Annotated in this window: 21 protein-coding genes; 9 read left to right on the plus strand and 12 right to left on the minus strand. The window is 58.8% G+C overall.

Annotated elements, in window-relative coordinates; translation table 11 throughout:
* From OF385_RS15825 to OF385_RS15835, 3 genes are read right to left on the minus strand one after another with little or no spacing between them, the layout of a single operon-like run.
* Nucleotides 1-1308, minus strand: coding sequence for an MFS transporter (locus tag OF385_RS15825; RefSeq protein WP_264276258.1), 1308 nt, complete (start codon nucleotides 1306-1308; stop codon nucleotides 1-3).
* Complete coding sequence (rhaI, locus tag OF385_RS15830; RefSeq protein WP_264276259.1) at nucleotides 1309-2481, minus strand: L-rhamnose isomerase; 1173 nt, start codon at nucleotides 2479-2481, stop codon at nucleotides 1309-1311.
* A gap of 30 nt (nucleotides 2482-2511) precedes the next feature.
* On the minus strand, nucleotides 2512-2859 hold the full coding sequence (locus tag OF385_RS15835) for an L-rhamnose mutarotase (RefSeq protein WP_264276260.1): 348 nt from the start codon (nucleotides 2857-2859) through the stop codon (nucleotides 2512-2514).
* Between the two features lie 211 nt (nucleotides 2860-3070).
* On the opposite strand from OF385_RS15835, the gene OF385_RS15840 reads away from it, so the two are divergent.
* The 4 genes from OF385_RS15840 to OF385_RS15855 all read left to right on the plus strand — a co-directional run bounded on the left by OF385_RS15840 (nucleotide 3071) and on the right by OF385_RS15855 (nucleotide 6956).
* The gene (locus OF385_RS15840) at nucleotides 3071-4126 is read left to right on the plus strand and encodes a LacI family DNA-binding transcriptional regulator (protein WP_264276261.1); all 1056 of its coding nucleotides are present in this window, start codon (nucleotides 3071-3073) and stop codon (nucleotides 4124-4126) included.
* A gap of 97 nt (nucleotides 4127-4223) precedes the next feature.
* Nucleotides 4224-4391, plus strand: a complete 168-nt coding sequence (locus OF385_RS15845) for a hypothetical protein (protein ID WP_264276262.1) — start codon at nucleotides 4224-4226, stop codon at nucleotides 4389-4391.
* A gap of 146 nt (nucleotides 4392-4537) precedes the next feature.
* The gene (locus tag OF385_RS15850) at nucleotides 4538-5425 is read left to right on the plus strand and encodes a LysR family transcriptional regulator (RefSeq protein ID WP_264276263.1); all 888 of its coding nucleotides are present in this window, start codon (nucleotides 4538-4540) and stop codon (nucleotides 5423-5425) included.
* Nucleotides 5426-5591: 166 nt separating this feature from the next.
* The gene (locus tag OF385_RS15855; protein ID WP_264276264.1) at nucleotides 5592-6956 is read left to right on the plus strand and encodes an LCP family protein; all 1365 of its coding nucleotides are present in this window, start codon (nucleotides 5592-5594) and stop codon (nucleotides 6954-6956) included.
* 10 nt (nucleotides 6957-6966) lie between these two features.
* Here the strand turns inward: OF385_RS15855 and OF385_RS15860 are convergent, their stop codons facing one another.
* Entirely contained in the window at nucleotides 6967-8742 is a 1776-nt protein-coding gene (locus OF385_RS15860) for a plasmid pRiA4b ORF-3 family protein (protein ID WP_264276265.1), read from the minus strand.
* A 170-nt stretch (nucleotides 8743-8912) separates the two neighbouring features.
* Between OF385_RS15860 and OF385_RS15865 the strand changes: the two genes are divergently transcribed.
* Both OF385_RS15865 and OF385_RS15870 read left to right on the plus strand, forming a co-directional pair.
* Entirely contained in the window at nucleotides 8913-9611 is a 699-nt protein-coding gene (locus OF385_RS15865) for a maleylpyruvate isomerase family mycothiol-dependent enzyme (protein ID WP_264276266.1), read from the plus strand.
* 92 nt (nucleotides 9612-9703) lie between these two features.
* The gene (locus tag OF385_RS15870; RefSeq protein ID WP_264276267.1) at nucleotides 9704-10747 is read left to right on the plus strand and encodes a CobW family GTP-binding protein; all 1044 of its coding nucleotides are present in this window, start codon (nucleotides 9704-9706) and stop codon (nucleotides 10745-10747) included.
* A gap of 303 nt (nucleotides 10748-11050) precedes the next feature.
* Here OF385_RS15870 and OF385_RS15875 read toward each other — a convergent pair whose 3' ends face one another.
* The 3 genes from OF385_RS15875 to OF385_RS15885 form a co-directional block, all read right to left on the minus strand.
* On the minus strand, nucleotides 11051-12298 hold the full coding sequence (locus OF385_RS15875) for a M20 family metallo-hydrolase (RefSeq protein ID WP_264276268.1): 1248 nt from the start codon (nucleotides 12296-12298) through the stop codon (nucleotides 11051-11053).
* A 66-nt stretch (nucleotides 12299-12364) separates the two neighbouring features.
* Nucleotides 12365-14035, minus strand: a complete 1671-nt coding sequence (locus tag OF385_RS15880; protein WP_264276269.1) for a flavin monoamine oxidase family protein — start codon at nucleotides 14033-14035, stop codon at nucleotides 12365-12367.
* 70 nt (nucleotides 14036-14105) lie between these two features.
* Nucleotides 14106-14933, minus strand: a complete 828-nt coding sequence (locus tag OF385_RS15885) for a nitrilase-related carbon-nitrogen hydrolase (protein ID WP_264276270.1) — start codon at nucleotides 14931-14933, stop codon at nucleotides 14106-14108.
* A 171-nt stretch (nucleotides 14934-15104) separates the two neighbouring features.
* Here OF385_RS15885 and OF385_RS15890 point away from each other — a divergent pair, with 171 nt between their 5' ends.
* Together OF385_RS15890 and OF385_RS15895 are read left to right on the plus strand one after the other, a co-directional pair.
* Nucleotides 15105-16265, plus strand: a complete 1161-nt coding sequence (locus OF385_RS15890) for a helix-turn-helix domain-containing protein (protein ID WP_264276271.1) — start codon at nucleotides 15105-15107, stop codon at nucleotides 16263-16265.
* Nucleotides 16266-16513: 248 nt separating this feature from the next.
* The gene (locus OF385_RS15895; RefSeq protein WP_264276272.1) at nucleotides 16514-17977 is read left to right on the plus strand and encodes an amino acid permease; all 1464 of its coding nucleotides are present in this window, start codon (nucleotides 16514-16516) and stop codon (nucleotides 17975-17977) included.
* A gap of 500 nt (nucleotides 17978-18477) precedes the next feature.
* Here OF385_RS15895 and OF385_RS15900 read toward each other — a convergent pair whose 3' ends face one another.
* Nucleotides 18478-18861 (minus strand): VOC family protein, encoded by a 384-nt coding sequence (locus tag OF385_RS15900; protein WP_264276273.1) that lies wholly within the window; start codon nucleotides 18859-18861, stop codon nucleotides 18478-18480.
* Entirely contained in the window at nucleotides 18858-20072 is a 1215-nt protein-coding gene (locus tag OF385_RS15905; protein ID WP_264276274.1) for an MFS transporter, read from the minus strand. Before OF385_RS15905 ends, OF385_RS15900 begins: the two co-directional genes overlap by 4 nt.
* An 80-nt stretch (nucleotides 20073-20152) precedes the next feature.
* Between OF385_RS15905 and OF385_RS15910 the strand changes: the two genes are divergently transcribed.
* Complete coding sequence (locus OF385_RS15910) at nucleotides 20153-20857, plus strand: DeoR/GlpR family DNA-binding transcription regulator (protein ID WP_264276275.1); 705 nt, start codon at nucleotides 20153-20155, stop codon at nucleotides 20855-20857.
* An 87-nt stretch (nucleotides 20858-20944) separates the two neighbouring features.
* Here OF385_RS15910 and OF385_RS15915 read toward each other — a convergent pair whose 3' ends face one another.
* From OF385_RS15915 to aceB, 3 genes are read right to left on the minus strand one after another with little or no spacing between them, the layout of a single operon-like run.
* Nucleotides 20945-21781, minus strand: coding sequence for a bifunctional allantoicase/(S)-ureidoglycine aminohydrolase (locus OF385_RS15915; RefSeq protein WP_264276276.1), 837 nt, complete (start codon nucleotides 21779-21781; stop codon nucleotides 20945-20947).
* A 10-nt stretch (nucleotides 21782-21791) separates the two neighbouring features.
* Nucleotides 21792-23045, minus strand: a complete 1254-nt coding sequence (locus OF385_RS15920; RefSeq protein ID WP_264276277.1) for an HpcH/HpaI aldolase/citrate lyase family protein — start codon at nucleotides 23043-23045, stop codon at nucleotides 21792-21794.
* Nucleotides 23042-24673, minus strand: a complete 1632-nt coding sequence (aceB, locus tag OF385_RS15925) for a malate synthase A (protein WP_264276278.1) — start codon at nucleotides 24671-24673, stop codon at nucleotides 23042-23044. The genes OF385_RS15920 and aceB overlap by 4 nt, the downstream gene beginning before the upstream one ends.
* Nucleotides 24674-24769: the final 96 nt, after the last annotated feature.

Below are 24769 nucleotides of genomic sequence, written 5' to 3' on the forward strand. Positions count from 1 at the left end.
TTAGGCGTCAACCTTGTTGGGGGCGACCAGCTTGCCGTAGCGCGCGATTTCAATTTCTTCCAGGGACTTGCCCCGGGTTTCCGGAGCCCAGATCGTTCCGATCAGCAGGGCCGCTGCGAGCAATCCCAGGATCAGCAAGCCCAGCTTTTCCAGTCCCATGCTGGTCAGCAGCACCGGGAAGACCAGCGACAGCAGGCCGACCATCACGCGGGCGAGCATGAACAGCATGCCCTGAGCGCTGGCACGGTACTTGGTCGCGAACAGCTCCGCGGTCCATAGCCCGTAAAAGGCCTGAGCGCCGATACCGGCCGAAATGCCCCAGGCCACCGCGTAGAACAGCAGCGAGAAGGCTCCCGGAGGGACGAAGATCAGCACCGCCCACGCCACGATGCCCAGCAGGGCGCCAGCGAAGTACAGCCAGCGGCGGGAGACGCGGTCGCCATATTTCATGAAGCCGAAGTAGGTGGCCGCAGCGGTCAGCACCCAAACCAGGACCTGAAGCAGGTTCTGCTGGGTGGCCGATTCGACACCGGCGGCCTCGTAGACGCGCGGCTGGAAGATGCCCGCCTGGCCGGCCACGGTGTTCCATAGCCCGTAAACACCGATCAGGAACAGCAGCGCCGTCCAGTTCTTGCGTTCGGCCAGCAGCCCGCGGATCCCTGAGAAAAAGGAGACCTTGGTCCCGTTGGCCAGCTCGGCGGCCCGCTGTTCCTTCCAGCGGGTGGATTCCGGCAGGCCGCGACGGACCCACCAGGTCACCGCGGCGACGACGAACAGGTGGAAGAAGATCAGCCGGGATCCGTTCACTCCCAGCGGCCCGACCAGGATGGCCAGGGCAAAGCCCACGGCCGGGCCGAAGGACCAGGCCAGCTGGGCGGTGCCCACGTGGGCGGCCCGCGATTCCTCGGGCGCTTCCTCGGCGATGTAGGTCCAGGAGGCCGGGACTCCGGCGCCCACGGCGATGCCCATGAGCACCACGCCCACCACCAGCAGCGCGGTGTTGAAGGTGAAGGTGATCAGCAGGGCACCGAGCATGAAGACCATCAGGTCGTAGGTGTAGATGAACTTGCGTCCCAAACGGTCGCACAATGGGCCGCCGATCATCGCGCCGAGCGCCGCGCCAAAGGCGTTGGCGGAGACCGCGGCGATCACGCCGACCAAGCCGTCATCAAACCCGAAGGCCGACTGCCATAGGCTCAAGCTGGTGGCCAGGGCAATAATGGCGCCGGCCTCGATGTAGTTGCTCATCGCGACGGCAATGGTGGCTTTCCAGCCGGTGATGCCGCGCTTCGTTGCTGCGGTACCCATTTATGCTCCCCATCCTGCTTGGACCCCGCCGACACGTTCGGCTTCGATGCGGTTCTGGTAGTCCGATGCGCGGAAGGCCTGCATCGGGTCCGCTGGCAGGCCGCGTTCGGCGCGCCAGGCTTCAAGTTCCGCACGGATATCGGTGTAGAAGGCGTTCATGAAGATCTCGTTGGCCGCCAGCACGTCACCGGAAATCTGCGCTTCGGTTAGCGCTACCCGGTCGATCAGCAGGGCGCGGGCGGTCATCTCCTGGACGTTGAGCACGCTGCGGATCTGGCCCTGGATCTTGTTCTCCACATTGTGGCACTGGTCCAGCATGAAGGAAATGGTGCTCGCCTCGTCCAGCCCGCCACCGCGGATCACCTCGGCCATGATGCGGAACAGCTGGTACGGATCGGCTGATCCGACGATCAGGTCATCGTCGGCGTAGAAGCGCGAGTTGAAGTCGAAGGAGCCCAGCTTGCCCAGCCGCAGCAGCTGCATCACGATGAACTCGATGTTGGTGCCCGGAGCGTGGTGGCCGGTATCCAGGCACACCATCGCGCGCTCGCCCAGCGCGGCGACCTGGGCGTAGGACGTGCCCCAGTCCGGAACGTCGGTGTGGTAGAAAGCTGGTTCGAAGAACTTGTATTCCAGCACCAGCCGCTGCTCGCCGGTCAGCCGCGCGTAGATTTCGGCCAGCGAATCCGCCAGGCGGTCCTGGCGGCCGCGCATGTCGGCCTGGCCCGGGTAGTTGGATCCCTCCGCCAGCCAGATCTTCAGATCCTGGCTGCCGGTGGCGTCCATGACGTCGATGCATTCGAGGTGGTGATCGATGGCCTTGCGGCGGATCTTCGGGTCCTCGTGGGTCAGCGCACCGAACTTGTAGTCGTCGTCCTGGAAGGTATTCGAGTTGATGGTCCCCAGGCGCACGCCCAGGTTTTCGGCGTGGGCACGCAGTTCGGCGAAGTCCTCGACCTTGTCCCAGGGAATGTGCAAGGCGACGGAGGGGGCAAGGCCGGTCAGGCGGTGCACCTCGGCGGCGTCGGCGATCTTCTCAAAGGGGTCCCGCGGTGTGCCTGCGGTGGAGTACACCTTGAAGCGGGTGCCGGAGTTGCCGTAGGCCCAGGACGGGACCTCGATGGCCAGGCGGTTGAGGGTTTCTCGGTTCTCGGGGCTCAGCGTTGCGCCCATAAACCTCTCCATTTCTGTCAATGCGGTGAACTAGTTCTTGGCTGCTGGCAGATTCGCCAGCTGGTCTTCGAGATTGAATACTTCGGCCAGCCGCTCGGCTTGCTGGTCGGCGCGTCCGTCCAGGCTGACGAAGAACTGGGACATCTGCTCTTCCCACTGCGCGGTGCGCGGGTCGGCGTCAAGGGCCGCCTGGGCCGCTTGGTCATCATCGGTTTCGTAATAGCCGATCAGCAGCCCGTCGCCACGAAGGAATAGCGAGTAGTTCCGGCGTCCGGCATCCTCGATGGCCTGGAGCATTTCTGGCCACACCTGCTGGTGGCGTTCGATGTATTGATCCATCAGCTCCGGGAGCACTTGTAGCTGGAAGCAAACACGCACGGGATTTCCTTATCTGCGCCAAACGTCGTTGTTAGTGATGCCGGCGATTCCCGATTCCAAAAAATGAATCGTTTCAATCGCCCGGCTTATTGAGTGTAAGACACTTCACTCAGGAAGATCAAGCGGGATTTGCCATCATCAGCGAAAAGTTTTGAAACCTTTCAATCGAGCCCTGCATTAAGCCTGCCACCGCAGCCCGGGATATACTTCCATGACAAGCAACCTCGATCAGAACAGGACCCCTGTGGCCGCCAGCGTTAAGGAAGTCGCCGCCGAAGCCGGAGTTTCCGTGGGCACGGTATCCAACGTGCTCAACCGCCCAGAGGTTGTCTCCGAACGAACGGTCGCCAAGGTGGCCGCGGCCATCGAGAAGCTCGGCTTCGTGCGCAACGATGCCGCGCGTCAACTGCGTGCTGGGCATAGCCGGAACTTCGGGCTCGTCGTCCTCGATGCCCGCAACCCGTTCTTCATGGATCTCACGCAGGGGGCGCAGCACCGGGCCCTGGAACATGGCTATACAGTGCTCATGGGGTCCAGCGACAATTCGTTGACCACCGAGCAACAGCTGCTGGACCTGTTCGACGAGCAACGGGTCGCAGGTGTCCTCATCTCCCCCATGCACAGCGATCTCAGCCGCCTGTGGAAAATCCGCGAGGCGGGCACCCCTGTGGTCCTGGTCGACCGCGGCAGCGGGGACCGCAGTTTCTCCTCGGTCTCGGTCAACGACGTTGAAGGCGGACGCATCGCCGTACAGCACCTGGTGGATCTTGGCCGAAAGAATATCGCGTTTGTCGGCGGACCGCGAAGCATCGAACAGGTGCAGCATCGCCTCGAGGGGGCCCAATCAGTGATCGCCGGCACCGCCGACGCAGTGCTGGCGCACCTGGAAACCAAGCAACTTACCGTCTTTGAGGGACGTGCCGTCGGCGAGCGCATCCTGGCCATGGATCCGTCCCAACGCCCGGACGGCGTTTTCGCCGCCAACGACCTGCTGGCACTGGGCATCCTGCAGGCTTTGGTGATGTCCGGGTCCCTGTCGGTGCCCGAGGACATCGCATTGGTGGGCTACGACAATATCGACTTCGCTCAGTCGGCCGTCGTCCCTCTCACCACGGTGCGGCAGCCTGCAGAAGAAATCGGACGCACCGCGGTTGACGTGCTGCTGCGTGAAGCCGAAGCGGGCACCGATGCGGTGCGCGAACAGTTCGTTTTCACGCCGAAGCTTGTCATCCGTGAATCAACGGTGGGCACCGGCAACACGAACTAATGGATTGCTGATGGAATCCTGTATGGCAGTTTCTGGGGATGCATTCGTGGCAGATCTCTTGCTAGGTTGGCACTGATGCCAACGAAAGGATGGAATGATGACTTCTAATAATCCGGAAACCTCCCTGAACAAGGACGAAGCAGAAGTGCCAGATACCATTTCCGATCCGGCGCGCAACGACGAGGTCGGCCAGGACTGGAGCGATGAGGGCGGGGCCACTCCCGCTGGCGCTGCCATCGACGGCACCGACGGCACCGAAAACTAGGATCCCTCTGCGTGGCCTGCTGCGGCGGGGCGTTCCCTCAGGGGCGCGCCCCGCCGCCGGTGCGTTAACCAGTGCCCCTCAACCGCTCATGCTAGCGTTTTTCGATAGTACTGTTGCTGTTACATTTTCTAGGGGAACCTCACGCCATGGCCACTCAACCAGACCTCAGCGGCGTTTCCCTCCCCCAGATTGCAGCGGTAATCGCAGTGGTCGACTACGGTTCCTTCACCGCGGCGGCCGACATCCTCGGCATCTCGCAGCCCTCGCTCTCCCGAAGGGTGCAGAGCCTGGAACAGGTCTTGGGCCTGCCGATTTTCCGAGCGGTCGGACGCACCATGCAGCTCACCGATGCCGGACGAAGCATCGTCCCCGCCGGACGTCGAATCCTTGATGAATTGGCGTCCATCAACGCCCTCGGTGCATCCACCAGGGAACTGGCAACGGGCTCGCTGCGCATTGCAGGCCTGCCCTCATTGATTGGCAGTGTGCTGCCTGAGTACGTCGGGCAGTTCCACCAGCAACATCCCGGCATCCATTTGGAAATCCTCAGCGTCCAGGACCATGAAGAACTCGTCGAAGCCATTCGGCTAGGCAGTGCCGACGCGGCCTTTGGCGTCAGCCACTCAGTTCCCGCTGATCTGGAAACACGGCGGGTCTGCCATCAGGAATTCTCCGCGGTCATCCCCTCCGGCCTAGGCACTGGCACAGAACTCAACGCCGCGCTGCTGAATACGCTGACCCTAGTCAGCTTGCCCCACCCTACTTCCATCCGCAAGGTGACCGACGAGGTCTATCGCTCACTGGGCTGCACTCCTGCGCGGGTCATCACCACCGTGCAGCGTGACGCCCTGGTTCCGCTGAGCATTGCCAGCGGCGGTATCACGATGGTTCCGCGCATCATGGCCACCACGGCCGAGGTTTATGGCGGCAGGCAGTTGTCCTTGCCGGAGGGCACCGGCCGGGCCATCGGTGTGATCTACCGGCGAGACCCTTTCCAGAATCCCGCGTTGTCAGAATTCCTGCACTTCTTGTGAGCCATGGCACCCGGTCGGGGCTCTGCCGTACGGTTCATGGCCAGTAAGCCCTGGCATAGCTTTCTTGCATGGATGAGATCGTCGAATCTATTGGTGCGCTGCATGGCTTTCGTGATGCTCTGGAGATTGACCTATGACCAGATGAATGCACGCAGGAGGCCTTCCGATGACCGAGCTTCGAATCCGACCTCGCCGTCGGCGCATCACTTTCGTGCTCATCGCTGCACTGGTCATTGCCCTGATTGTCGCCGCCAGCGGGCTCTGGTTCAAGCTGCAGGGCAACATCTCCACCGCATCCATGCGCAGCTCAGAATCCGCTGCTCCGGACTCCAGCCATGGGCTCAATATCCTGTTGCTGGGATCCGACACCCGCGATCTTGAAGCCTCAGGCTACGGCAAGGCCACAGGCGCGCGCAGTGATTCGATGGTGCTCGTGCATGTGGCCGCTGGCAACAAGCGCATCGACGCGGTGCAGATTCCGCGTGACACCTTGGTGGACATGCCAGCCTGCGAAGACACCGGACATGGCCCCTCGGCCGGTGGGGTCTCGATGATCAACTCGGCGCTGAATTATGGTCCGGCCTGCTCGGTGGCCGCCGTTGAGGCATTGACCGGGGTGCAGCTGAATCACTTCATCGAGGTCAATTTCGAAGGCTTCATCTCCATTGTGGATGCACTCGGCGGAGTCAACGTGTGCCTGCCCCAGCCTCTGAAGGATTCCAAGGCGAAATTGGATCTTCCCGCCGGGGACCAGAAGGTCAACGGCACCGACGCCTTGGCGCTGGCTCGCACCCGCCACGCCGTGGGCGATGGCAGCGACATCGCCCGCCTGGGACACCAGCAGATGGTCATGTCAGCCATCGTCCAGCAAGCTACCAGCCGCGAGACACTCGCCCGTCCGGACCGCTTGTATTCATTCCTGGACGCCGCCACCCAGTCGTTGACGGTGGACCCCGGCTTGAGCTCGCTCTCGGATCTCACTGCGTTGGCCGCCCGCGCCCAGGCCGTGCCGTCCAACGAAATCACCTTCATGACCATGCCCTGGGCACCGGCACCGCAGAATATCAACCGCGTAGTTCCCTCGGCAGATGCCGATGCGCTTTTTGCCAGCTTGCGCGAGGACTCGCCGGTGGCTCTCGCCGGAAAGGCGTCCGGGAAGAAATCTGATGAGGATGCGGCGGCGGCAATTGATGACCGTGCGGCAGCCGTGCAGATCACCAACGCCGCCCGGGTGGCGAATCTCGCCAGCGACTACGCCAAGAAGGCTAGTGAGCAAGGGTTCACGGTGTCTGGTATCGGCAATGCCGCCAGCGTTCAGAGCACAACGAGCTTGCTGGCCGCCGACACGGAACAGGCACGACAGACCGCCGCAGCCCTGGCCAAGGAGCTCAATCTGGACATCGCGCCGAAAACCGCCGCCATCGACGGGGTCCAGCTGCACCTGGGCCAAGACTATCAGAGCGTTCAGAAGCCTGAAAAGCCTGAAGTGGAAACCACTAACCGCAAGGCCAGCCAAAGCCTGTGCGGTTAGCGGTGATCGTCTAGAACTCCTGATCCAGGAACTCGTTGATTTCCTGGATGCTGAACACTGCTGGGTCGAAATCCTCGCCTGGCTCCAATGCGTAGTCTTCAGGAACAACGTCCTGCATCATGGTCAACGGCTGTTCGTTCTTGAGCTCTTCGACCATCTCGTTCCAATTCAACGCTCCACCGCTATCTTCCAGCGGCCCCATGCGGCGGCCGCCGATGCACCGTGGCAGCTGGCCATCGTCGGACTTGAGAACGTCTTCAACCTCGATACCGATCCGCCAATCATCGCCAAAGTCGTAGGCGTAGCTTAGACGGTCCTTTGGCTTTTTGAAGAGCTTGGAGAGCAGTACCGTCGACTCGTCGATATCGCTTTCCATATACGAGTTCTGGGGTCCGTAGCTAGGCTTAAAGTTCGGCCCGTAGAACTGGTGCAGGTGCGAATCGGACCAGTCGAAGCTGATCTGGATGATGTCATGCAGGTCGGCCAGATTCAGGTCGGCTGGCACCAAGACGCGACGCCAGATCGGCGGCTTTGCTTCGCGCAGGGTGAGCTTCAGCTGCAGTACTTTGCCCTTATACGGCTCGGTGCGCTTCAGGCGCTTGGGTTCTTCTTCGTCGTCAAGGGAAAATCCTAAGGGATCAGAAGCTATCTGGTCATCCGGCGCTTGAACCAGCTCTTGTTCTTGCGCGTCGTCATCCAGATCGGTCAGCGCCAGCCGGACAATTCCTGGAATATCGTAGGCGCCGCCTTGGCTCACGAGCCCAAGAGAACGCAGCAAGTCCATGCGTTGATGCGCTCCAGCCCACCCTGCTTCGGAGAACGCCTCGCTGCGATCTTCAGTGACCGGCTGCGCCTCGCCATCAATGGCCTTGAGCAGCCAGAGGTTGGACAAGCCCCAGGCTTCAAGGTTTTCCCCGGCACTTTGCTCCGGCTGGGCCAGCAGCAGATCAAGGATGGCTTTGAGATAGGTGTACTTGCTTTGGTAGGAAGCCACGTCGTCTGGAGCCAGAAGGGCCCGAGCATTCTTGCCGTGCTCCGGAACAGCACCGGTTGTGGTGTCCAGCGCTCCAGCGGCTTCAAGGGCGGAGAGCACAACAGAAGCAGCATACTGGCGGCTTGAAGCATCAATTTCCTTCGAAAATAAGCCGCGAACCGCTTCGGCGGCTTGGGAAAGATACTTCGGGCCCGGACCAGCGTTCCAGTACTCATGGCCTGTGGTGGTGGCCCAGGTCAGGAGAACCCGGCCCATCGTCAAAACCTGCATTTGACCGATTTCAGCCACAGCATCTTCAGCCGATTCCGGTACATCCAGCAACTTCGTCTCGCTGTGCCCGCTGAACGGGTCATCGGAATTTATGGTCTCCAGCAGCCATTCGAGACCCGCGGGGTCACCACGCCACAGATCGTTTTCACGCAAGAAGTCCAAGTAGACGGTCCATGCGGTGAACACGAGATCGCGCAGTTCCCCGGAGTCATCATCCGGGTCCTCGGCTTCTTCAAATTCGATGGTCGCGGTCAGCACGGTGAAGAGCTGCGGCGGATCGAAGTCGGTCACGCCACGCAATTCGATCGCTTCAGCGTAGTAGCTTAGGGTCTCGCCCACCGCGGCCAACACCATGGGAGCCAGCTCGCTATCCCCATGCTGGGCTTCGAGCCATCGGGTGAATTGAGGGGCTAGCGCATCCAGACCGCGCTTGACCTTCGCCCGTTCAATGGAGATGACGTCTCCTTGCAGGCGCGCCGGGTGCCCCTGCTTGGGCTTCTGCTTCTTCTTTTTCTTTGCCACTGAGCCGCTTTCCCATCGTTGCTTCGCTTAGTTTCAAGGCTACGTGCCACCGAGCATCACTGCCCAACTTTTAGCCTGACGCGATTGGATGGAATCCTGAATCCAGAGCGCTTGGACATCTATGACGAATTCATTGTTGAACGAAAAGCGCTGGTTGGTAGGGTGACAGCATGATCAATACTGCCCGTTTGCATTCGGATCTGTCCCGGCTCGCTCGTGAAACTGCGATGATGTCCGCAACGATCCGGACACAGTCTTCAGAAGAACTAGCCGCCGACTCATTGTGCGGGGGCTGGAGCCGAGCTCATGTCATCGCACATCTGGCCTCCAACGGCCGAACTTTGGTTAAACTCGTGGACTGGGCCATCACTGGCGAACCACAGAAGCTTTACGCCTCGCAGGATGCGCGCAACGCGGAAATCGATCAGCTGGCAGCGCTGCCTCGTGAGGAACTGCTCTCCGCTTTTGATGAATCGGCCGCATTCTTCGCCCAAGAGTGCGAGCGCCTGGCCGGCGAGCTTGCTGTTGAGGAAGTGGACCTGCACGGCAAGATCATTCCTGCTTCCTCCATCGTGGCACTGCGCATCGCAGAAGTGGTCATCCACCACCATGACCTCGACACCGCATGGAGCATCCAGGATGCCGATCCGGCCTCCCAGGAAAATGCCGTCGAAGCAGCGGTACGCACCATGCGCGTCAAGGATGCCCCTGGGATGACTCTTCTGAGCGAAGAAGGCGACGAATGGGTCATTGGCGACGGCTCGTTGACCGTCCGCGCCGACCGCGCAAGCCTGGTTGAATGGCTGGCCCGAGGCGAAGCCCGGAACATCGAAGCCGACGGACCGATTCCGCAGCTGCCCACCTGGTAGCCGCCTCGCGCAGGGGTGTCTGCACGTGAAAATGCGTCAGGTAACGGGGAGAATAGATACGTCCTGCTCTTGCAGATGAAAAGGAAGCGCTCTTGATCCCCGTTATTGTGCTCACCGGATACCTCGGCGCGGGCAAAACCAGCTTGCTCAACGGCTTGTTGACCAGGCCCGGAACCCGTGTTGGCGTGATCATCAATGACATCGGCAAGATCAACGTCGATACCGGCCTGATCACCGGCCAAATTGATGCCGCTGAATCCATCGCCGGAGGCTGCGTCTGCTGCCTGCCCGACAGCGGCGGACTGGATGATCTGCTGGAAAAGCTGGCCCAGCCAAAGCTCCGCTTGGATGCGATCATTGTTGAGGCCAGCGGCGCTGCCGACCCGATCAATGTCGATCGGCTCCTGCGCTACGGCAATGCTCCCGGGGTGCGCCCCGGAGGCATTATCGATGTCATCGACGCGGTGCAGCACGATGATACGGTGGACACCGCGGCCATGGCGCCTGCCCGCTTCACCGCGGCCAGCCTCGTGGTGGTCAACAAACTGGATATGCTCCCGGAAAAGACGAGGGACGCGACCTTCGCGCGGATCAGCGACAGGGTCCGCGAGGCGAACCCGCAGGTGGCCATCGTTCCAGCTTCGCACGCCGCCATAGATCCCCAGCTGGTCTTTGATATCGCCATGGATGAAGATCCGGCAGATGAGCTTCCGCTGGCCGCTGCTTCACGGGCCGAACTTCACCACAGCCATGCCCCACATGCCCACGCAGTGACGGTGCCCTGCCCCGAGCCGGCAGATCCGGGGGCTCTGCTGGATCTTCTCGAGAACCCGCCGGCAGACGCTTACCGGCTCAAGGGCCACGTGAAATTGCGGACCGGTCGGGGCGCGCAACGCTTTCTGGTCAACATGGTCGGATGGCAACCACATCTTCAGTTGGCCACACCAGGTTCTGACTCTGCCGATGACGCTCTAGTGGCAGTTGGTGTGGAGCTAGATGAGCAAAATGTCGGTGACGTTTTGCGTGCTGCGTTGCGGCCTGCGACCACTGAACCATCCTCGCAAGATCTCATCCGCCTTGAGCGTCGGTTGATTCTCAGCTCTAGGGCCGCCGACGAGGATTCTGAAAGTAGTTGAAACACGGTTTGTAATTAACGCTCGGACCAGCGATTTCAGAATCCGTGCAATCACTTTGACCGAGGTGGCCGATTGTAATTGTGGGAATGCCACTGCGTAAGTGTTGTTAGTCTTTTCAAAGGCCGGCACCTGCCCTACGAGGAACAGTAGCCGGCCCGTGAATAATCGTGGCGAAGCCGCTTGGAAGGCGATCCGGCGGTTCTGGTCCTTGTAGATCAGGTAGCGGAAGTTATCCTAGCCGCCGGCGTAGCAAGCCTGCAGGTAATTGCCGCGCCTAGTCGTCCGAAATCTGCATGTGTCCGGCTAGTCGTCCAATTCTCCATTGGCGAGCCTGGACACGACTTCCGTGAGCATGTCTACCCCGGCCACAAGATCTTCGTCCCTCGTATACTCGGCTTCGTTGTGGGAAACTCCTTCCACACTGGGCACGAAGAGCATAACCGTCTTAACTAGGTCCTTCATGTTGGTCGAATCGTGGCCGGCCAAGGTCATGACTGGCTGATGGCTCAGTCCAAGATCAGCTGCAATCTTGGCGCTGAGCTCGACTCCCTCAGGTTGGTAGGGAGTTACCGGCCAGGCATGTGAGGTCCTGCGCTCCACTTTGATATTGGCTTCAATTTCGATATCCGCCACGCGCTGGTGGAGCATGGCATCGGCATCTCGCAGAGCAGATTCATCCGCACTTCTCAGGTCAAGCAACAGCGACACTCTGCTAGGGACAACAACCGGCGAGTTGGGGTAAACATCCAACTGTCCCACCGACGTGTGAACCACGCCAGGGAATGCGTTTGCAATCTCGCGAGCCGCCACTACCAACATTGATGCGCCAAGCAACGCGTCACGGCGATCTTGGATGATCGCTGAGCCCGCGTGAGCCTGTTCGCCGTGAACAACGAACTCATATTTGTTCGCAGCCCAGTTGGAATGAACGAGCCCGATAGACACTCCATCTCGTTCCATCGTGCGACCTTGTTCTACGTGAATTTCTGCGCATGATGCCGCTTTGGGACCTTCCCAACCACTGCGGAAACCATGCTCGTCCAGTGCCGCACGTACTGTTATTCCACGGCTGTCCGTGACATCCAAGGCATCTTCCAATGGCAACTTGGCGGTATACACGGAAGAGCCCATCATGGACGGCTTAAAACGACTGCCCTCCTCGTTAAACCAGTTGACGACGGCGATATTGTATTTTGGCGTAGGCCGTACGTCATTCTCCCAATCAGTCTGCAAACGAAATGCTGCGTGCGCGGCAGCCAATACTCCAAACGCGCCATCATATTTTCCAGCCGTTGGCTGGGAATCCATGTGTGAACCCACGACCACAAATGGGGCGCCCGGAATGCTCTCCAATAGACCCCACTCGTTGCCGATCTGGTCATACTTGACTTTCAAACCATGCGACTCAAGAAGCGAACGGAACCAATTGCGTTGCTCTGCGTCGGCAGGACTGGCTGCTTGCCTGTCGACCCCTCCGTTTCCGGTGGCACCGAACGTGCTCATGGTTTGAAAATCGGACAAAAAGTCTTCTGAACTAGGGGCAATCCTCATTGCGAATATCCTTTGGCTTCAAAATTGAAAAAGATGTGAAATATCGGCGGGGTCGTCGCAGTGGACCTAAGGTAACTTGATCGGGCCCAATTCCACGTAGCGGTCTCCTGGGCCGGGATTGTCCGGGTGGCTAGCGCCACCGAATTGGTTAAGGACTCCCCAGGCAGCGTTGAGTCCGGTGGTCACCGCACCGTCTGCCCAACCCCCTGTCCATGAAACGTCATCCCCCGCCAGGAAGATCCCTCGATGTTCCGGCGAATGCTGCTCTTGCATAAAATGACTAAACAAGCGTTCTTGGTAGCGGTAGTGGCCTGGCAGATTGTCGCTGAATGCCCCCATGAAATTTGGGTCGTCTTCCCAAGAGACCGTAATGGGATCTCCCAAAATATGCGAAGCAATATCGACCCCAGGATAGATCTTGCCCAGCGAATGGAGCATGAGACGTACTCGCTCATTTGCATCGAGCGGCAGCCATTTCAACGCATCGTCGTTCCATGTATAAGAAAGACAGATGAGGGCTGGCTGATCAGGACCGTTGTCGAGCAAATACGTCCCTCGTGTCAGCCGGTCAGTCAGCGTCGTAGACATGAGTTCTCGTCCGGTCTCTGGGTCACGGTCTTTCCAGAACGGACGGTCAACCACCACAAACGTTTTTGATGACTGCATGTAGTGACTGCGTTCAATGGCGGTCCATAACCGGTGACTGAATAGACTCTCATCGACATCAATGCGAGCTGAAAGTAGCCAAGATTGGCAGGTAGCGATTACTGCTGGATAGCTGTCCGGCCTACCCCAGGCATCGGTAACTTCGATGTCTCCTGGCGTTCCGTCGTCATTCCATTTCCTCTTCACTGCCTTCACAGCGCCCCGAGGATGCCCGGCGTGTAGCGAAGCCAGAGAAGTACCTTCCGGCCAGTGTTCTAAGCTTTCGGGAGCATGTGCCCAAAGACGTTCAGGGACTAGTTGGGCTCCACCAATGATGCGCTGTTGATCCGCATCTGCATCAACATAGACCACGCGAAGGATTTCCAAGAATGAGTCAGGAAAATTTGTGTCCCACCCTCCAGTTCCAAAACCAACCTGCCCAAACGCTTCCCGATATTCGAAGGGCAGACTGGAAAAAGCCTTTGATGTAGCGAGGAAACCGGAGAAGGAAAGATCATCGAACTTGGGAACAAGCTGGTTCCACAGGCGTTTAATCTCCGACAGATCACGATCTCGGATTGCCTGTTGCATCTGCTGGAAATAGGCACGCTCCTGTAGAGCGTCGTCCCACGCCGCGTTTACTTCCTTGAAGAACTCTGGAAGTTCCTCGACGCTCTCGGCATAGTGCTTCTGACCGCCCAATTCAATCACCGTGCTACCGGATGCCGGTGTCAGCGGGTTGGGGAAGGGCGAAGTTTCGATTCCGAGCATGTCACTGTAGTGAAAGAACGATGCCCCCGAACGAGGGAATCTCATGCCGCCGAGATCCGCAACTGGTCCGGCCTGTCCGTCTGGACGTCCTGCGCGCAGTCGACCGCCGAGACGTGAGGACTCGTAAATGACAGGCTTTAATCCGAGCTTCATTAGCTCATAGGCTGCGACTAGTCCTGACATTCCCGCTCCGATAACGGCGACCTCTTCACCGTGAAATTCCTTCGGAATCGAACCCAGACCTGCCGGATGGGCAAGATACTCGTCGTAGGGGAAAGGGAAATCAGGGTTAAGCATGGTGATTGGTGGGGTTAATTTCATAATTTTCCTTGAAACGTTCGAAGACTTAGATATGGTGTGAAGTTCGCGGCCGTGGCTGCGTGAAAATTGTCTAGTTCGAAGACCGATGCTGGTTTCTGACTACGTCCAGATAGCCCACTTCTGAGCGCGCGTGGGCCAGGGTTCCGCGGTCAATAGTTGCCTTGAGCAAATTTTCTGAAGCTTCCGAGGCCAGAATGGACTCACCCATCGGGGAAACAATGGTGCTCCTGCCAACAAACTGAGAACCTGCCTGATTGGCATAGGCAATATAGATCTGGCTCTCAACGGCCCTGGCACGAACCAAGAGCGTCGGTACCAGTGAAGAGTCAAATGCCGTTTGGTTTCCGGGTGTTGCATCCCTGCTAGGAACCGCTGTCGGTACACACAGTAGTTCGGCCCCAGCGAGGGCGGCAGATCTGACAAATTCTGGGAACTCCACATCGAAACAAATTCCCAGCGCAACTTTCATGCCTCGAAATTCAACTACCTTTGGGGCAACTGTCGAGGTGGAGAAAAATTTATTCTCTGCCTCGCCAAAGAGATGCATCTTGCGGTACCTCGCTACTTCATTCCCGTTTCTGTCGAAGAGGGAGGCACAGATGTACTTGTTATCTCCATCAAATTCCACTGTTGACGCAACAAGTCCGATTTGGTGCTTTGCCGCGATTTCTGCCAAAGTCCGTCTTTGCTCCGCACCGTCGACGGCGTAAACGGTGGATGGTTCATAACCGGGAACAAACAATTCTGGCGTCACTAGCAATTGCGTTCCTTGCCGTGCTGCTTTGCTTGCCCAGCGGCTCAAGGTCTCCATATTTTTTTCTGGATTTCCGCTGATGCTTGTGGACTGAAGCACCGCAATTTGTATGGATGGCGACGGGACCGAGTTTTCTTCTGGCACCAGATCCTCTTGTCTCTGCACGGCCGACCCTTTCGATTGCGCTGAATATAGTGACTCATCGATCGTCGCAAGCCAATGGGCGCTCCGACATAGTCTGGATGCGCAAGTATTGGGAGGAGATTTGTACGTTCGTACATCACCGGTTCAACATGGATACGGGATCATGAATAGGTGACTACACAAAATGATCAAGATCCAGAGACCGCCTGGTGCGACGCGTTAGATCGCCTGGCTGGAAACCTCGATCCTTTGGTCGATGGGTTCCTGGTTCGAATTCTTGCAGATCGTCAGTATGCGCAATCGGAAGTAAGCGTCGAAGACCTGCGCTCAACCAGTGCCCAAAGTTTCCTAGCCATGATCAAATCGTTGAAGAGCGGCGGCGAAGAAACGTCGGCCTTAGAGTCGTTGGCAGATTCTCTCGGTGCGCGAAGAGCCCGCCAAGGGATCCCCGTCGATAGCCTAGTTCGCGCAGTGCGCATGGACTTTTCCGTGATCTGGCAAGGGCTGGCTGCTCCTGATTCCGGATTGAGCTCCGATCATCTGGTGAGCAAGGGAGAACTGGTTTGGCAGACTGTCGATACCTTTGTGGCCAAAGTTCAGGCTCGGTACCTTCGAGAACAAGCCGACCTTGAGCGTGCCGATGTTGACTTGCAGCAGCACTATCTATCGCAGCTGTTCAGCATGGCAGAAACAACGAGAACCGACATTCTGCGCATTGCCGGTGCCCTAAGAGTCGACGCCGACTCAGAATTCAGGGTAGTCGCAATGGGTCGAGAGGAAGGCGCCATAGTGCAGAGGCGTTTGCGCAGCCATCGCCGGCTTGACCGAACCTTCAGCATTCCCCAAGGGCACCACACGCTATTCATTCATGAGCTCGCTGACTCCAAAGGTCCGATGGACATTCATGAACGAAACCTCTACGACGGGGTTGCCGTTGCTGTAGCTCCCACAGCGCATGGTCTCGTGGCGGTAAGAGACGCAAGCATGGCTGCTCGCGAAATCATGAGGGACCTTCCCGTCAACGTCACTGGAGTCTTCACTCTTAAGAACAGGCTGCTCTCCATCGCACGGCATCGACTTGCCCAGGTAGGGTGCAGTCCTGCAAACGCCACACTCGACGGGCTAGAACGAACCAGTCCCAAGGAACGCGAGAAAATCTTAGAGACGACCCGGGTCTTCCTAGAGACAGGCAGCCTGGTCGAAACATCAAAGCGTCTTTTTTATCACCGAAACACCATCGTCAACCGCATGTCGGCATTTGAACGGTACACAGGACTGGATCTCAAGTCACCCCGCGATCTTGCCATTGCTGTGCTCATCCTCTGCGATTGAAGAAGGCGCCTGCTACGGTCCCCGCTTTGGACTTTCGTACATTGGCACAGCTGCTTTTAAGGTCAGTATGCCCATGTTCCCTCAGTGTGTGAGCTGGAAATATTAATGTCCAGCATGAGGCGGGTCACACGATTGCATGCCCCACCCTCCTTGCTCATTTAGCAGCACGCCTGTCTCAGATTTAATCGCTCACTGATGCGTTCAACATCAAAACAGGCAAGCAGGTCCGCATACCAAAGGAGAATTCCGTGGCTTTGAAACCATCAAGCGCATCCCCATCAATCACGCCATCGGGGGACTCAGATGGGATGCAACGTGGACTCAAGAATAGACACCTGCAGCTAATCGCTATCGGCGGTGCAATCGGCACAGGCTTATTCATGGGCTCCGGCCGGCTCGTGTCTGTTTCGGGCCCGTCGATAATTTTCGTCTACGCAATCATCGGCTTCTTCGTCTTCCTTGTCATGCGCATGTTGGGTGAACTATTGCTGTCCAATCTGCATTACAAAACCTTTGGTGATATTGCCAAAGACTTTCTAGGCCCCTGGGCTGGATTCTTCGTATCTTGGAACTATTGGTTTTCGTGGGTGGTTGCCTGCGTCGCAGATATAACCGCGATCGTTGCCTACACTCAGTTTTTCTGGGAAGAAATCCCCGTTTGGATTCCGGCACTGGCTTCAGGCGTCTTGTTGCTAGTGTTGAATTTGCAACCAGTTCGATGGTTTGGCGAAATGGAATTCTGGTTTGCCATCGTCAAGATCGTCGCGATACTCTCCCTCATTGCGGTGGGCGCGGTACTGATCATCACCGGATTCACCCATGACGGCTTCCAAGCTTCAATAACGCACCTCTGGGATCAGGGCGGGCTCTTCCCCACCGGACTCAGTGGCTTCGTCCTGGGTTTCCAGATGGGTGTATTCTCATTTATCGGCGTGGAACTCGTCGGTACCGCGGCAGCCGAAACGGAGAACCCTCGAAAGAATCTCCCCAAGGCCATCAACTCGATCGTAGTTCGCATTATTGTCTTTTATGTCCTTTCTCTTACCGTGATCATGAGCATTACACCGTGGACCTCTTTGGAAGCCGGAAAGAGTCCATTTGTTCAGACGTTCCTTCTCGCCGGACTAGTTCCAGCAGCCCTAGTCATAAACCTCGTTGTACTAAGTTCCGCTGCTTCAAGTGCAAATTCCGGTGTCTACTCCGGAACTCGAATGCTCTTCGCCTTGGCCAAAGACGGCCACGCCCCAAGTAAGATCGCGCTCACTGATTCACGTGGTGTTCCTCGACGAGCTGTCTTCGCGACTGCTGTTCTGCTGTTCTCTGCGATCCCGCTGTTGTACGCCGGCGATAACGTAGCGGCGGCCTTCGATTTCGTATCAACTATGTGCGCCACCTTGGTCTTGTTCACCTGGGGTTCGATTGTCTTCAGCTTCATTGTTTTTCTCAAGAAATACCCACGGCGACATACGGAGTCAAAGTTCCGCGTGCCCTTCGCACGATTGGCTCCTTGGGTTGTTCTGGCGTTCTTTGCATTCCTCATTTGTGCGTTCTTGTACAGCGACAGCACTCGCTGGGCTACACTCGCTACACCTGTCTGGTTCTTTGTTCTCGCTGCATTCTGGCAGGTGCGTAAACGATCGCTGCTGCGCGAGGGAAGGCCGCTAACCGGCGCGATCTCTGCCCTGCCCCACCCTCTAGATAGGGAAAACTAGCGCGCATGGCAAGCCAGACTGATTGTTCATAAGCACGTTGGTCTGGCTCTTTAGAGGCTCGGACTGTCAGTTTCGAATATCGCCAAAGTCGTGGAACATTACAAACTGAAGTAAGAGCACGGAACTGAACTAATCCTGTCGGCCCCGCTCACAATTTCTCATGGCGCCGGGGCTGACCTTTGTCTCAACAGCAACAGCCACCTCTGGCTCACCGGGCCAGAGTACTCCATGCACTGCACCGGTGAAGTTATCTGAGGCTCAGGCAATTGGACTACTTTCGCCCGTGTCGCGCGCTGCATTGCGCTATAGCTGCTCTATGAGCTTGTCTTTCCCCACGTTCCCGACCGATGTTCTTGGACCTGTGGGAGGTGCATTAGTGGATTGAGATTTCTACCAGTACCGGCGGAGGCATCCCAGTCCATTAGTAGTTCCATCGGTCCGTCCTACAAAGTCGCTTTTCACCCGTACGCCGGCGAAGAACGACTTTGTAGGACTGACACCTAAGCTGTTATTTCGATAAGGTTTCCTTCACCGTCAGGAACAACACTTTCGTAGTAACCATCCCCAGTTGTTCGAGGGCCGCTCACGGTTCGATATCCTGCCGAATTCAACAATTCGGTCAATCGATCCACTTCCGCTTTAGAACCAACCGAGATTGCAAGATGGTCCCAGCCAAAAGTTGGCCTTTCCACCCGGTGAACCACGGTCGGGCGAGTCATGAGTTCCAGACGTGGTCCACCATCGAAGTCCAAGAAATAAGATTCAAACGCCGTGCGATCATTACGATACTTTTCACCTGCAACAGCGTTGAAAAACTGCTCATAGAATGCGCGTGCACGTTCCAAGTCCTGGACATACAGTCCAATGTGATTGATCCGGATCATGAAGCATCCTCCGCGAGGACAGGATTCCGTCTTGGTTCTCGCAAGGCGGGCGATAGGAAGAACACTGCCATTCCAACAATCAAGGTAATGCTCAGTCCCCACCGTAGGCCGACATTGTCTGCCACGGTGCCTACGACAGGGCTGGTCAGCAGAAAACCAACGCGCATTAACCAGCTGACCAGGGTCACGCCGGCTCCTTCATTCACTCCTGGAATTTTCGCTGCGGCAGTGAGCGCGCTGGGTACAAGCGTCGCCGAGCCGTAACCGGCTAGAGCGACCCCTGCGAACAAGGTCAGAATGTTGCTACCGGAGGTAATGACCAGCAACCCGCCAATGGCAATCAGAGCGCCTCCGACGCGTGCAATTGCGACTGCTCCGAAGCGGTGAATCAACAGGTCCCCCGCAAAGCGTCCAACGCACTGGCTTCCGACCATGACAGAGAATACGATTCCGGCTAGCGACGCTGGCAGTCCTCCGATTTCAAGTCCTGCCATTCCTGCCCAGTTGTTCGCGATATCTTCGACGATGGTTCCGGAAATTGCGATCACTATCAAAGGCAACGCTGCTGCGAGGGCTAAACGCCATACGCGTCGTCGATCAGATGACGCTGGCTTTCCTGCCGTGTTGGCTACGTGTCGCGAGACTGTTGGTTGGCTCATGATTGCGCCGCCGAAGACCACCGCGCTAATGAAAATCCCAACAAGCATCAGGTAGACCTTGATATCCAGTACGCCAGAAGCAGCCACAGCTGTTGAGATCACTCCGCCAGACAATGCGCCCAGGCTCCAGAACGCATGCATAGACGACATGATGGAACGCCCGATGACGCTTTGCACTCTGATCCCCGCTACATTTTGGGCAACGTCCACGATGGCATCAAAGAATCCGGCCAGGAACAAACAAAGTGCAAGTACCCATCCTGCGCCAGCAAACGAAGCACCGGCGATTGACGCGGACAGCAGAAGAGTTCCTGCAACGGCAATACTCGTAGCTCCAAAACGTGCGATCAATGGTGCGGGAAGAGCCGAGGAAACTAGTGCCCCCACAGCGAAAGAGGCCACGATGAACCCGAACTCGATAGATGTCAGTTCCAGCCGCTGAGCGATCAGTGGGTACCACGGTAGCAAAGCGGCAAAAATCGCCCCATTGCTGAAAAACATCATTCCAACGCCAGAAGTTGCCTTCAAGCCAGTTACTTGTTTACTTGTCATGAGAGCAAGCTATGCACCAAAATGATCACATGCAACGATCAGAACGACATCGAATGATCATTAGAAGTGTCAGAAACGGCATGATGACTGTCAATGATCTTGCCCACCTCACCGGAACTTCCACAATCACCGTCCGCCGAGATCTGAATGAGCTCGCTGAGCAGGGGTCTGTACGCCGAGTGCGTGGCGGCGCAGCGCCAGCCCTGTCCCGAGGCGATGATTTTCCATTTGACCTTCGCCGCTCAGAAGCAAATAATCACAAGCTCGCTCTCGCCCAGGCAGCGGCCAAACATGTACGTCCCGGGGATTCGGTCATCATCGACAACGGCACGACCGCTCTCGCCGTCGCCAGGCAACTAGCGGGGCTTGGCATCACTGCCATGGCCCTTTCTCTCAGGGCAGCTGAGGAATTGCATAGGAAACCTGGTAACCAGGTTCTAGTCCCGGGTGGCCCGCTGAGTTTTGACGAATTGTCGTTTGTTGGCGCAGGGACCGCGGAAGCCGTGGCATCAATGCGATTCGACGTGGCAATCATCGGCGCCTGCGCGGCAAATATCGACACCGGCCTGACAGTCTCGCAATGGGACGATGCCTACGTCAAACGTGCTGTGCTCAAGTCGGCCCAGCGATCAATACTGGTAGCTACCGCCGACAAGTTCAATCGCACAGCGGCCCACAAGTTTGGCGACGTGACCGATCTCGACACCATCATCACAACTGGTGATCTATCAGTTACGACCATCTATGAAGCAAGCCAGAGTGGCGTCGAAGTAATTACCGTATAGGCAGGCAAAGCCCACCAGGCGTTAAAGCCACCAGCACCTGCCTGAAATGGGCAGGTGCTGGCCAACATATTATTGAAGCCAATTGGCTTACAAAGCGATCTGGCGGTTCTGGTCCTTGTAGAGCAGGTAGCGGAAGTTATCCGGGCCGCCGGCGTAGCAAGCCTGCGGGCAGAAGGCGCGCAGTGACATGTAGTCTCCGGCTTCCACCTCGACCCAGTCGCCGTTCAGGCGGTAGACGCCCTTGCCCTCCAGCACGTACAAGCCGTGCTCCATCACGTGGGTTTCGGCGAATGGGATGGAGGCACCTGGCTCGAAGGTCACGATGTTCACGCCGAAATCGAAGGCCACATCGTTGGGGTCGAGCATGCGGGTGGTGCGCCACTTGCCATCGGTGCCCGGCATCGGGCCAGGCTCCACGTCGCGCTCGTTGCCAACCACCGGGCCCGGAGCGTCCACGCCGGCCAGTGGCTCGTAGCGCTTGCGCAGCCAGTGGAAGCTGGTCAGTTCAGTGCCATCGTTGCGTGCCGACCAGGTGCTGCCTGCCGGCAGGTAGGCGTAGCCGCCGTCTTCGAGCACATGCTCGGTGCCTTCGATGACCACGGTCAGCTGGCCGGTGAGCACGAAGATGAAGCCCTGGACTTCTGCCTGCGGCTCCGGCTTGGTGGATCCGCCGCCTGGGGCAACTTCCACGATGGACTGGGCGAAGGTGGTGGCGCCGCCGGCGACCGGACGGTTCAAGACCCAGGCGCGGGTATTGGTCCACTCGGGGAAGACGCTGGTGACGATGTCGCGCAGCACGCCCTTGGGGATGACTGTGTAGGCCTCGGTGACGATGGCGCGGTCGGTGAGCAGATCGCTCTGCGGCGGGTGCCCGCCGAAGTTCGCGAAATAGGATGAGGAGTTCTGGATTGCTGGAACAGTCATGGCAGGATCCTTAGGCGTGGGAGCGATTCAGCGCGATCGCTTCGAGTTCGGACAGGGTGATCTGGGCTAGTTCGGCGACTTCCTCGGCGCTCACTGCACCGCAGGTGACCCCGCGGTGGATGTAGCGGGCGAGGGCCCGTGCGGTGGCGGGCTCATCCATGATCGTGGAGCTGATCTGGTGGACGTAGTTGCGCAGGCGGGTGCCGGCCGCTTGCAGGCCTTCGCGGAAGAACGCGAAGGTGGCCAGGTAGCGGGTGGGCAGCTGGTTTTCGTGCAGGTCCCAGCCCTGGTAGATGCCGCGGGACAGGTGGCGGGAGACCAATCGGGCGTGCAGGGCCCAGGCTTCGGCCATGTTCTCCGGGTCGCCGGCGGGGATGATATTGGTGGAGCCATCGGAGAGCTCAACGCCGGTGCCGGCCACGGCCACCTGCATGACATCCTTGGCGTAGTCGGCCACCGGGTGTTCCATGGACTGGTAGCCGGCGGCCACGCCCATGGAGGCCGAGTAGTCATAGGTGCCGTAGTGCAGGGAGGAAACGCGGCCTTGGCCTGCGTGGATCAGCTGCGCCACCGGATGCGTGCCATCGGCGGCGATGATCACCTGCGGGGTTTCGACCTGGACTTCAAAACGCAGCCGTCCGGCTTCCAGGCCGTGGTCCTGCTCCAGCTTCTGCACCAGAAGCACCATGGCCTTGACCTGGTCCACTGTGGTGACCTTGGGCAGGGTCAAGCGCAAGCCAGCGGGCAGTTCCCCATGTGAAAGCAGCTGTGAAATGAACAGCCCCAGGGTGCGGATGCCGCGGGCCCGGGTCGGGGCTTCGAAGCATTTGAACCGGATGCCGATGAAGGCGGGAGCCTTGTTGGCGGCCACGGCCGCAGCGAGCGAGTCGGCCGCGGCCAGCACGGCCGCATCCTCCTCGGCATCGCTGCGATTGCCGAAGCCGTCTTCAAAGTCGATGCGCAAGTCTTCGATGGGTTCGCTGGCCAGCTTGTCGGCCACCAATTCGGCCAGGCGCTGCGGCTCGGCCAGGTTCAGCTTGGCCGCCAGGGCGGACAGGCCCATGAGGCCGCCGGCAGCCGCAATGGCGTTCCGGCCCCAGGCCGCAGGCAGGTCGGGGGTGTACTTGTCGCCCGGAACATACACGGTATGGATAGGCTGGCGGGCCCCGGAATCGCCCGGGTAGGACTGTTCCAGCAGCTGGTCTGTGCCGGCTAGCAGCGTTTCTACGCTGTCCAGCGTGGACTCATCGAAGGGGTTGATCATGGCTTGCTCACGTACTCCTTTTCCAACAGTTCATATGCGCCGGTGGTGAGGAAGTCCGCGAAGTCCTCGTCCTTGCCGCTGGTCAGGGTGGCGATCAGCTGTGCGGCCGGCTCGTAGTAGGCCTTGAAGTGCTCTTCATTATTGACCTCGCCGCGCAGGCGCTCCACCTCTTCGGCCAAAATGGTTGAGACCAATTCCGCGGTGATGGTGTTGCCGGTGTCGGCAGCCACGACTTCGTTGCGGATCTGCTGCCAGATCTGCGAACGGGAGATCTCGGCGGTGGCGGCGTCTTCCATCAGATTGTGGATGGCGACCGCGCCGTTGCCCGAAAGCCACACCGCGGTGTAGGCCACTGCCACGTAGAGGTTGGCGCGTACGCCGGCCTCGGTGACATCACCCGGGGCGCTGGCCACATCGAGCAGCTGGGCCGCGGTGACTTCGACCTCTGGGCGCTGGCGGTCGATCTGGTTCGGCTTCTCGCCCAGCTTGGCGTCGAAGATCTCCTTGCAGATGTTCACCAGGTCCGGGTGGGCTACCCAGGAGCCGTCGAATCCGTCGTTGGCTTCGCGGGACTTGTCATCGCGGACCTTCTCGAAGGCGGCTGCGGTGACTTCCGGTTCGCGGCGGTTCGGGATGAACGCGGCCATGCCGCCCATGGCGAAGGCGCCGCGCTTGTGGCAGGTCTTCACCAGCAGTTCGGTGTAGGCGCGCATCATCGGTGCGGTCATCGACACGGCCGAGCGGTCCGGCATGATGAATGCGTCGCCGGCTTCGCGGAAGGTCTTGATGATGGAGAACAGGTAGTCCCAGCGGCCGGCGTTCAGGCCCGAAGCGTGCTCGCGCAGTTCGTAGAGGAACTCCTCCATTTGGAAGGCAGCCGGGATGGTTTCGATGAGCATCGTGGCTCGCACGGTGCCGTGCTCGATGCCCAGTTCCGCTTGGGCGAAGGTGAAGATCTCGTTCCACAGGCGGGCTTCGAGGTAGTGCTCCATCTTCGGCAGGTAGTAGAACGGTCCCTGGCCGGATTCGGCGAGCACCTTGGCGTTGTGGAAGAAGTGCAGGCCGAAGTCCACCAGTGCGCCAACTGCAGGCTCGCCGTTGACCAGCACGTTGTTTTCTGGCAGGTGCCAGCCGCGGGGGCGCACCACGACAACCGCGCGAGGAGCGTCAGTGCGCAGCGCGTAGGACTTGCCGGTCGTGGCGTCGGTGAAGGCCAGGGTGCCGCGGGCGGCGGCCGACAGGTTGGAGATCGCGTCGATGACGTTGAACCAGCTCGGGGTGGAAGCATCTTCCAGATCGGCCAGCCAGACCTTGGCGCCGGAGTTCAGCGCATTGATGGCCATCTTGGCCGGGGAGGCCGGGCCGGTGATTTCTACGCGGCGATCGCGCAATGCTTCGGGTGCTTCGGCGACCTTCCAGTCGCCGGTGCGTACCGATGCGGTGGCTGGGTCGAAGTCGATGGACTTGGCATCGGAGAATTCCTTGCGGCGCACCGAACGTGCGGCCAGCAGTTCATCGCGGGTTCCAGCGAATTTCTCGTGCAGCTTCTGGATGAAAGCAAGGGCTTCGTCAGAGAGGATCTGCTGGGCATCTGCGACATCGGGGATGCTGGTAATTGAAATACTCATGAGTTGTTCCTTAACCTCTTGTGCTCTTCTGTACTGCTCTGTTCCGTTACTGGATGCTTTGACGTGCACCCAGTTCTCTTGCTGCAACCAGCACTA

The organism is Glutamicibacter sp. JL.03c, from assembly GCF_025854375.1.
GTDB lineage: Bacteria > Actinomycetota > Actinomycetes > Actinomycetales > Micrococcaceae > Glutamicibacter.

Bases quoted from the DNA above. Each gene is read 5' to 3' on its own strand.
- OF385_RS15840 (WP_264276261.1), top strand. From the start codon at position 3,071: ATGACAAGCAACCTCGATCAGAACAGGACCCCTGTGGCCGCCAGCGTT.
- OF385_RS15915 (WP_264276276.1), bottom strand. From the start codon at position 21,781: ATGACTGTTCCAGCAATCCAGAACTCCTCATCCTATTTCGCGAACTTC.
- OF385_RS15865 (WP_264276266.1), top strand. From the start codon at position 8,913: ATGATCAATACTGCCCGTTTGCATTCGGATCTGTCCCGGCTCGCTCGT.
- OF385_RS15910 (WP_264276275.1), top strand. From the start codon at position 20,153: ATGATGACTGTCAATGATCTTGCCCACCTCACCGGAACTTCCACAATC.
- OF385_RS15900 (WP_264276273.1), bottom strand. From the start codon at position 18,861: ATGATCCGGATCAATCACATTGGACTGTATGTCCAGGACTTGGAACGT.
- aceB (WP_264276278.1), bottom strand. From the start codon at position 24,673: ATGAGTATTTCAATTACCAGCATCCCCGATGTCGCAGATGCCCAGCAG.
- rhaI (WP_264276259.1), bottom strand. From the start codon at position 2,481: ATGGGCGCAACGCTGAGCCCCGAGAACCGAGAAACCCTCAACCGCCTG.
- OF385_RS15905 (WP_264276274.1), bottom strand. From the start codon at position 20,072: ATGACAAGTAAACAAGTAACTGGCTTGAAGGCAACTTCTGGCGTTGGA.
- OF385_RS15825 (WP_264276258.1), bottom strand. From the start codon at position 1,308: ATGGGTACCGCAGCAACGAAGCGCGGCATCACCGGCTGGAAAGCCACC.
- OF385_RS15920 (WP_264276277.1), bottom strand. From the start codon at position 23,045: ATGATCAACCCCTTCGATGAGTCCACGCTGGACAGCGTAGAAACGCTG.
- OF385_RS15850 (WP_264276263.1), top strand. From the start codon at position 4,538: ATGGCCACTCAACCAGACCTCAGCGGCGTTTCCCTCCCCCAGATTGCA.
- OF385_RS15845 (WP_264276262.1), top strand. From the start codon at position 4,224: ATGACTTCTAATAATCCGGAAACCTCCCTGAACAAGGACGAAGCAGAA.
- OF385_RS15855 (WP_264276264.1), top strand. From the start codon at position 5,592: ATGACCGAGCTTCGAATCCGACCTCGCCGTCGGCGCATCACTTTCGTG.
- OF385_RS15880 (WP_264276269.1), bottom strand. From the start codon at position 14,035: ATGAAATTAACCCCACCAATCACCATGCTTAACCCTGATTTCCCTTTC.
- OF385_RS15875 (WP_264276268.1), bottom strand. From the start codon at position 12,298: ATGAGGATTGCCCCTAGTTCAGAAGACTTTTTGTCCGATTTTCAAACC.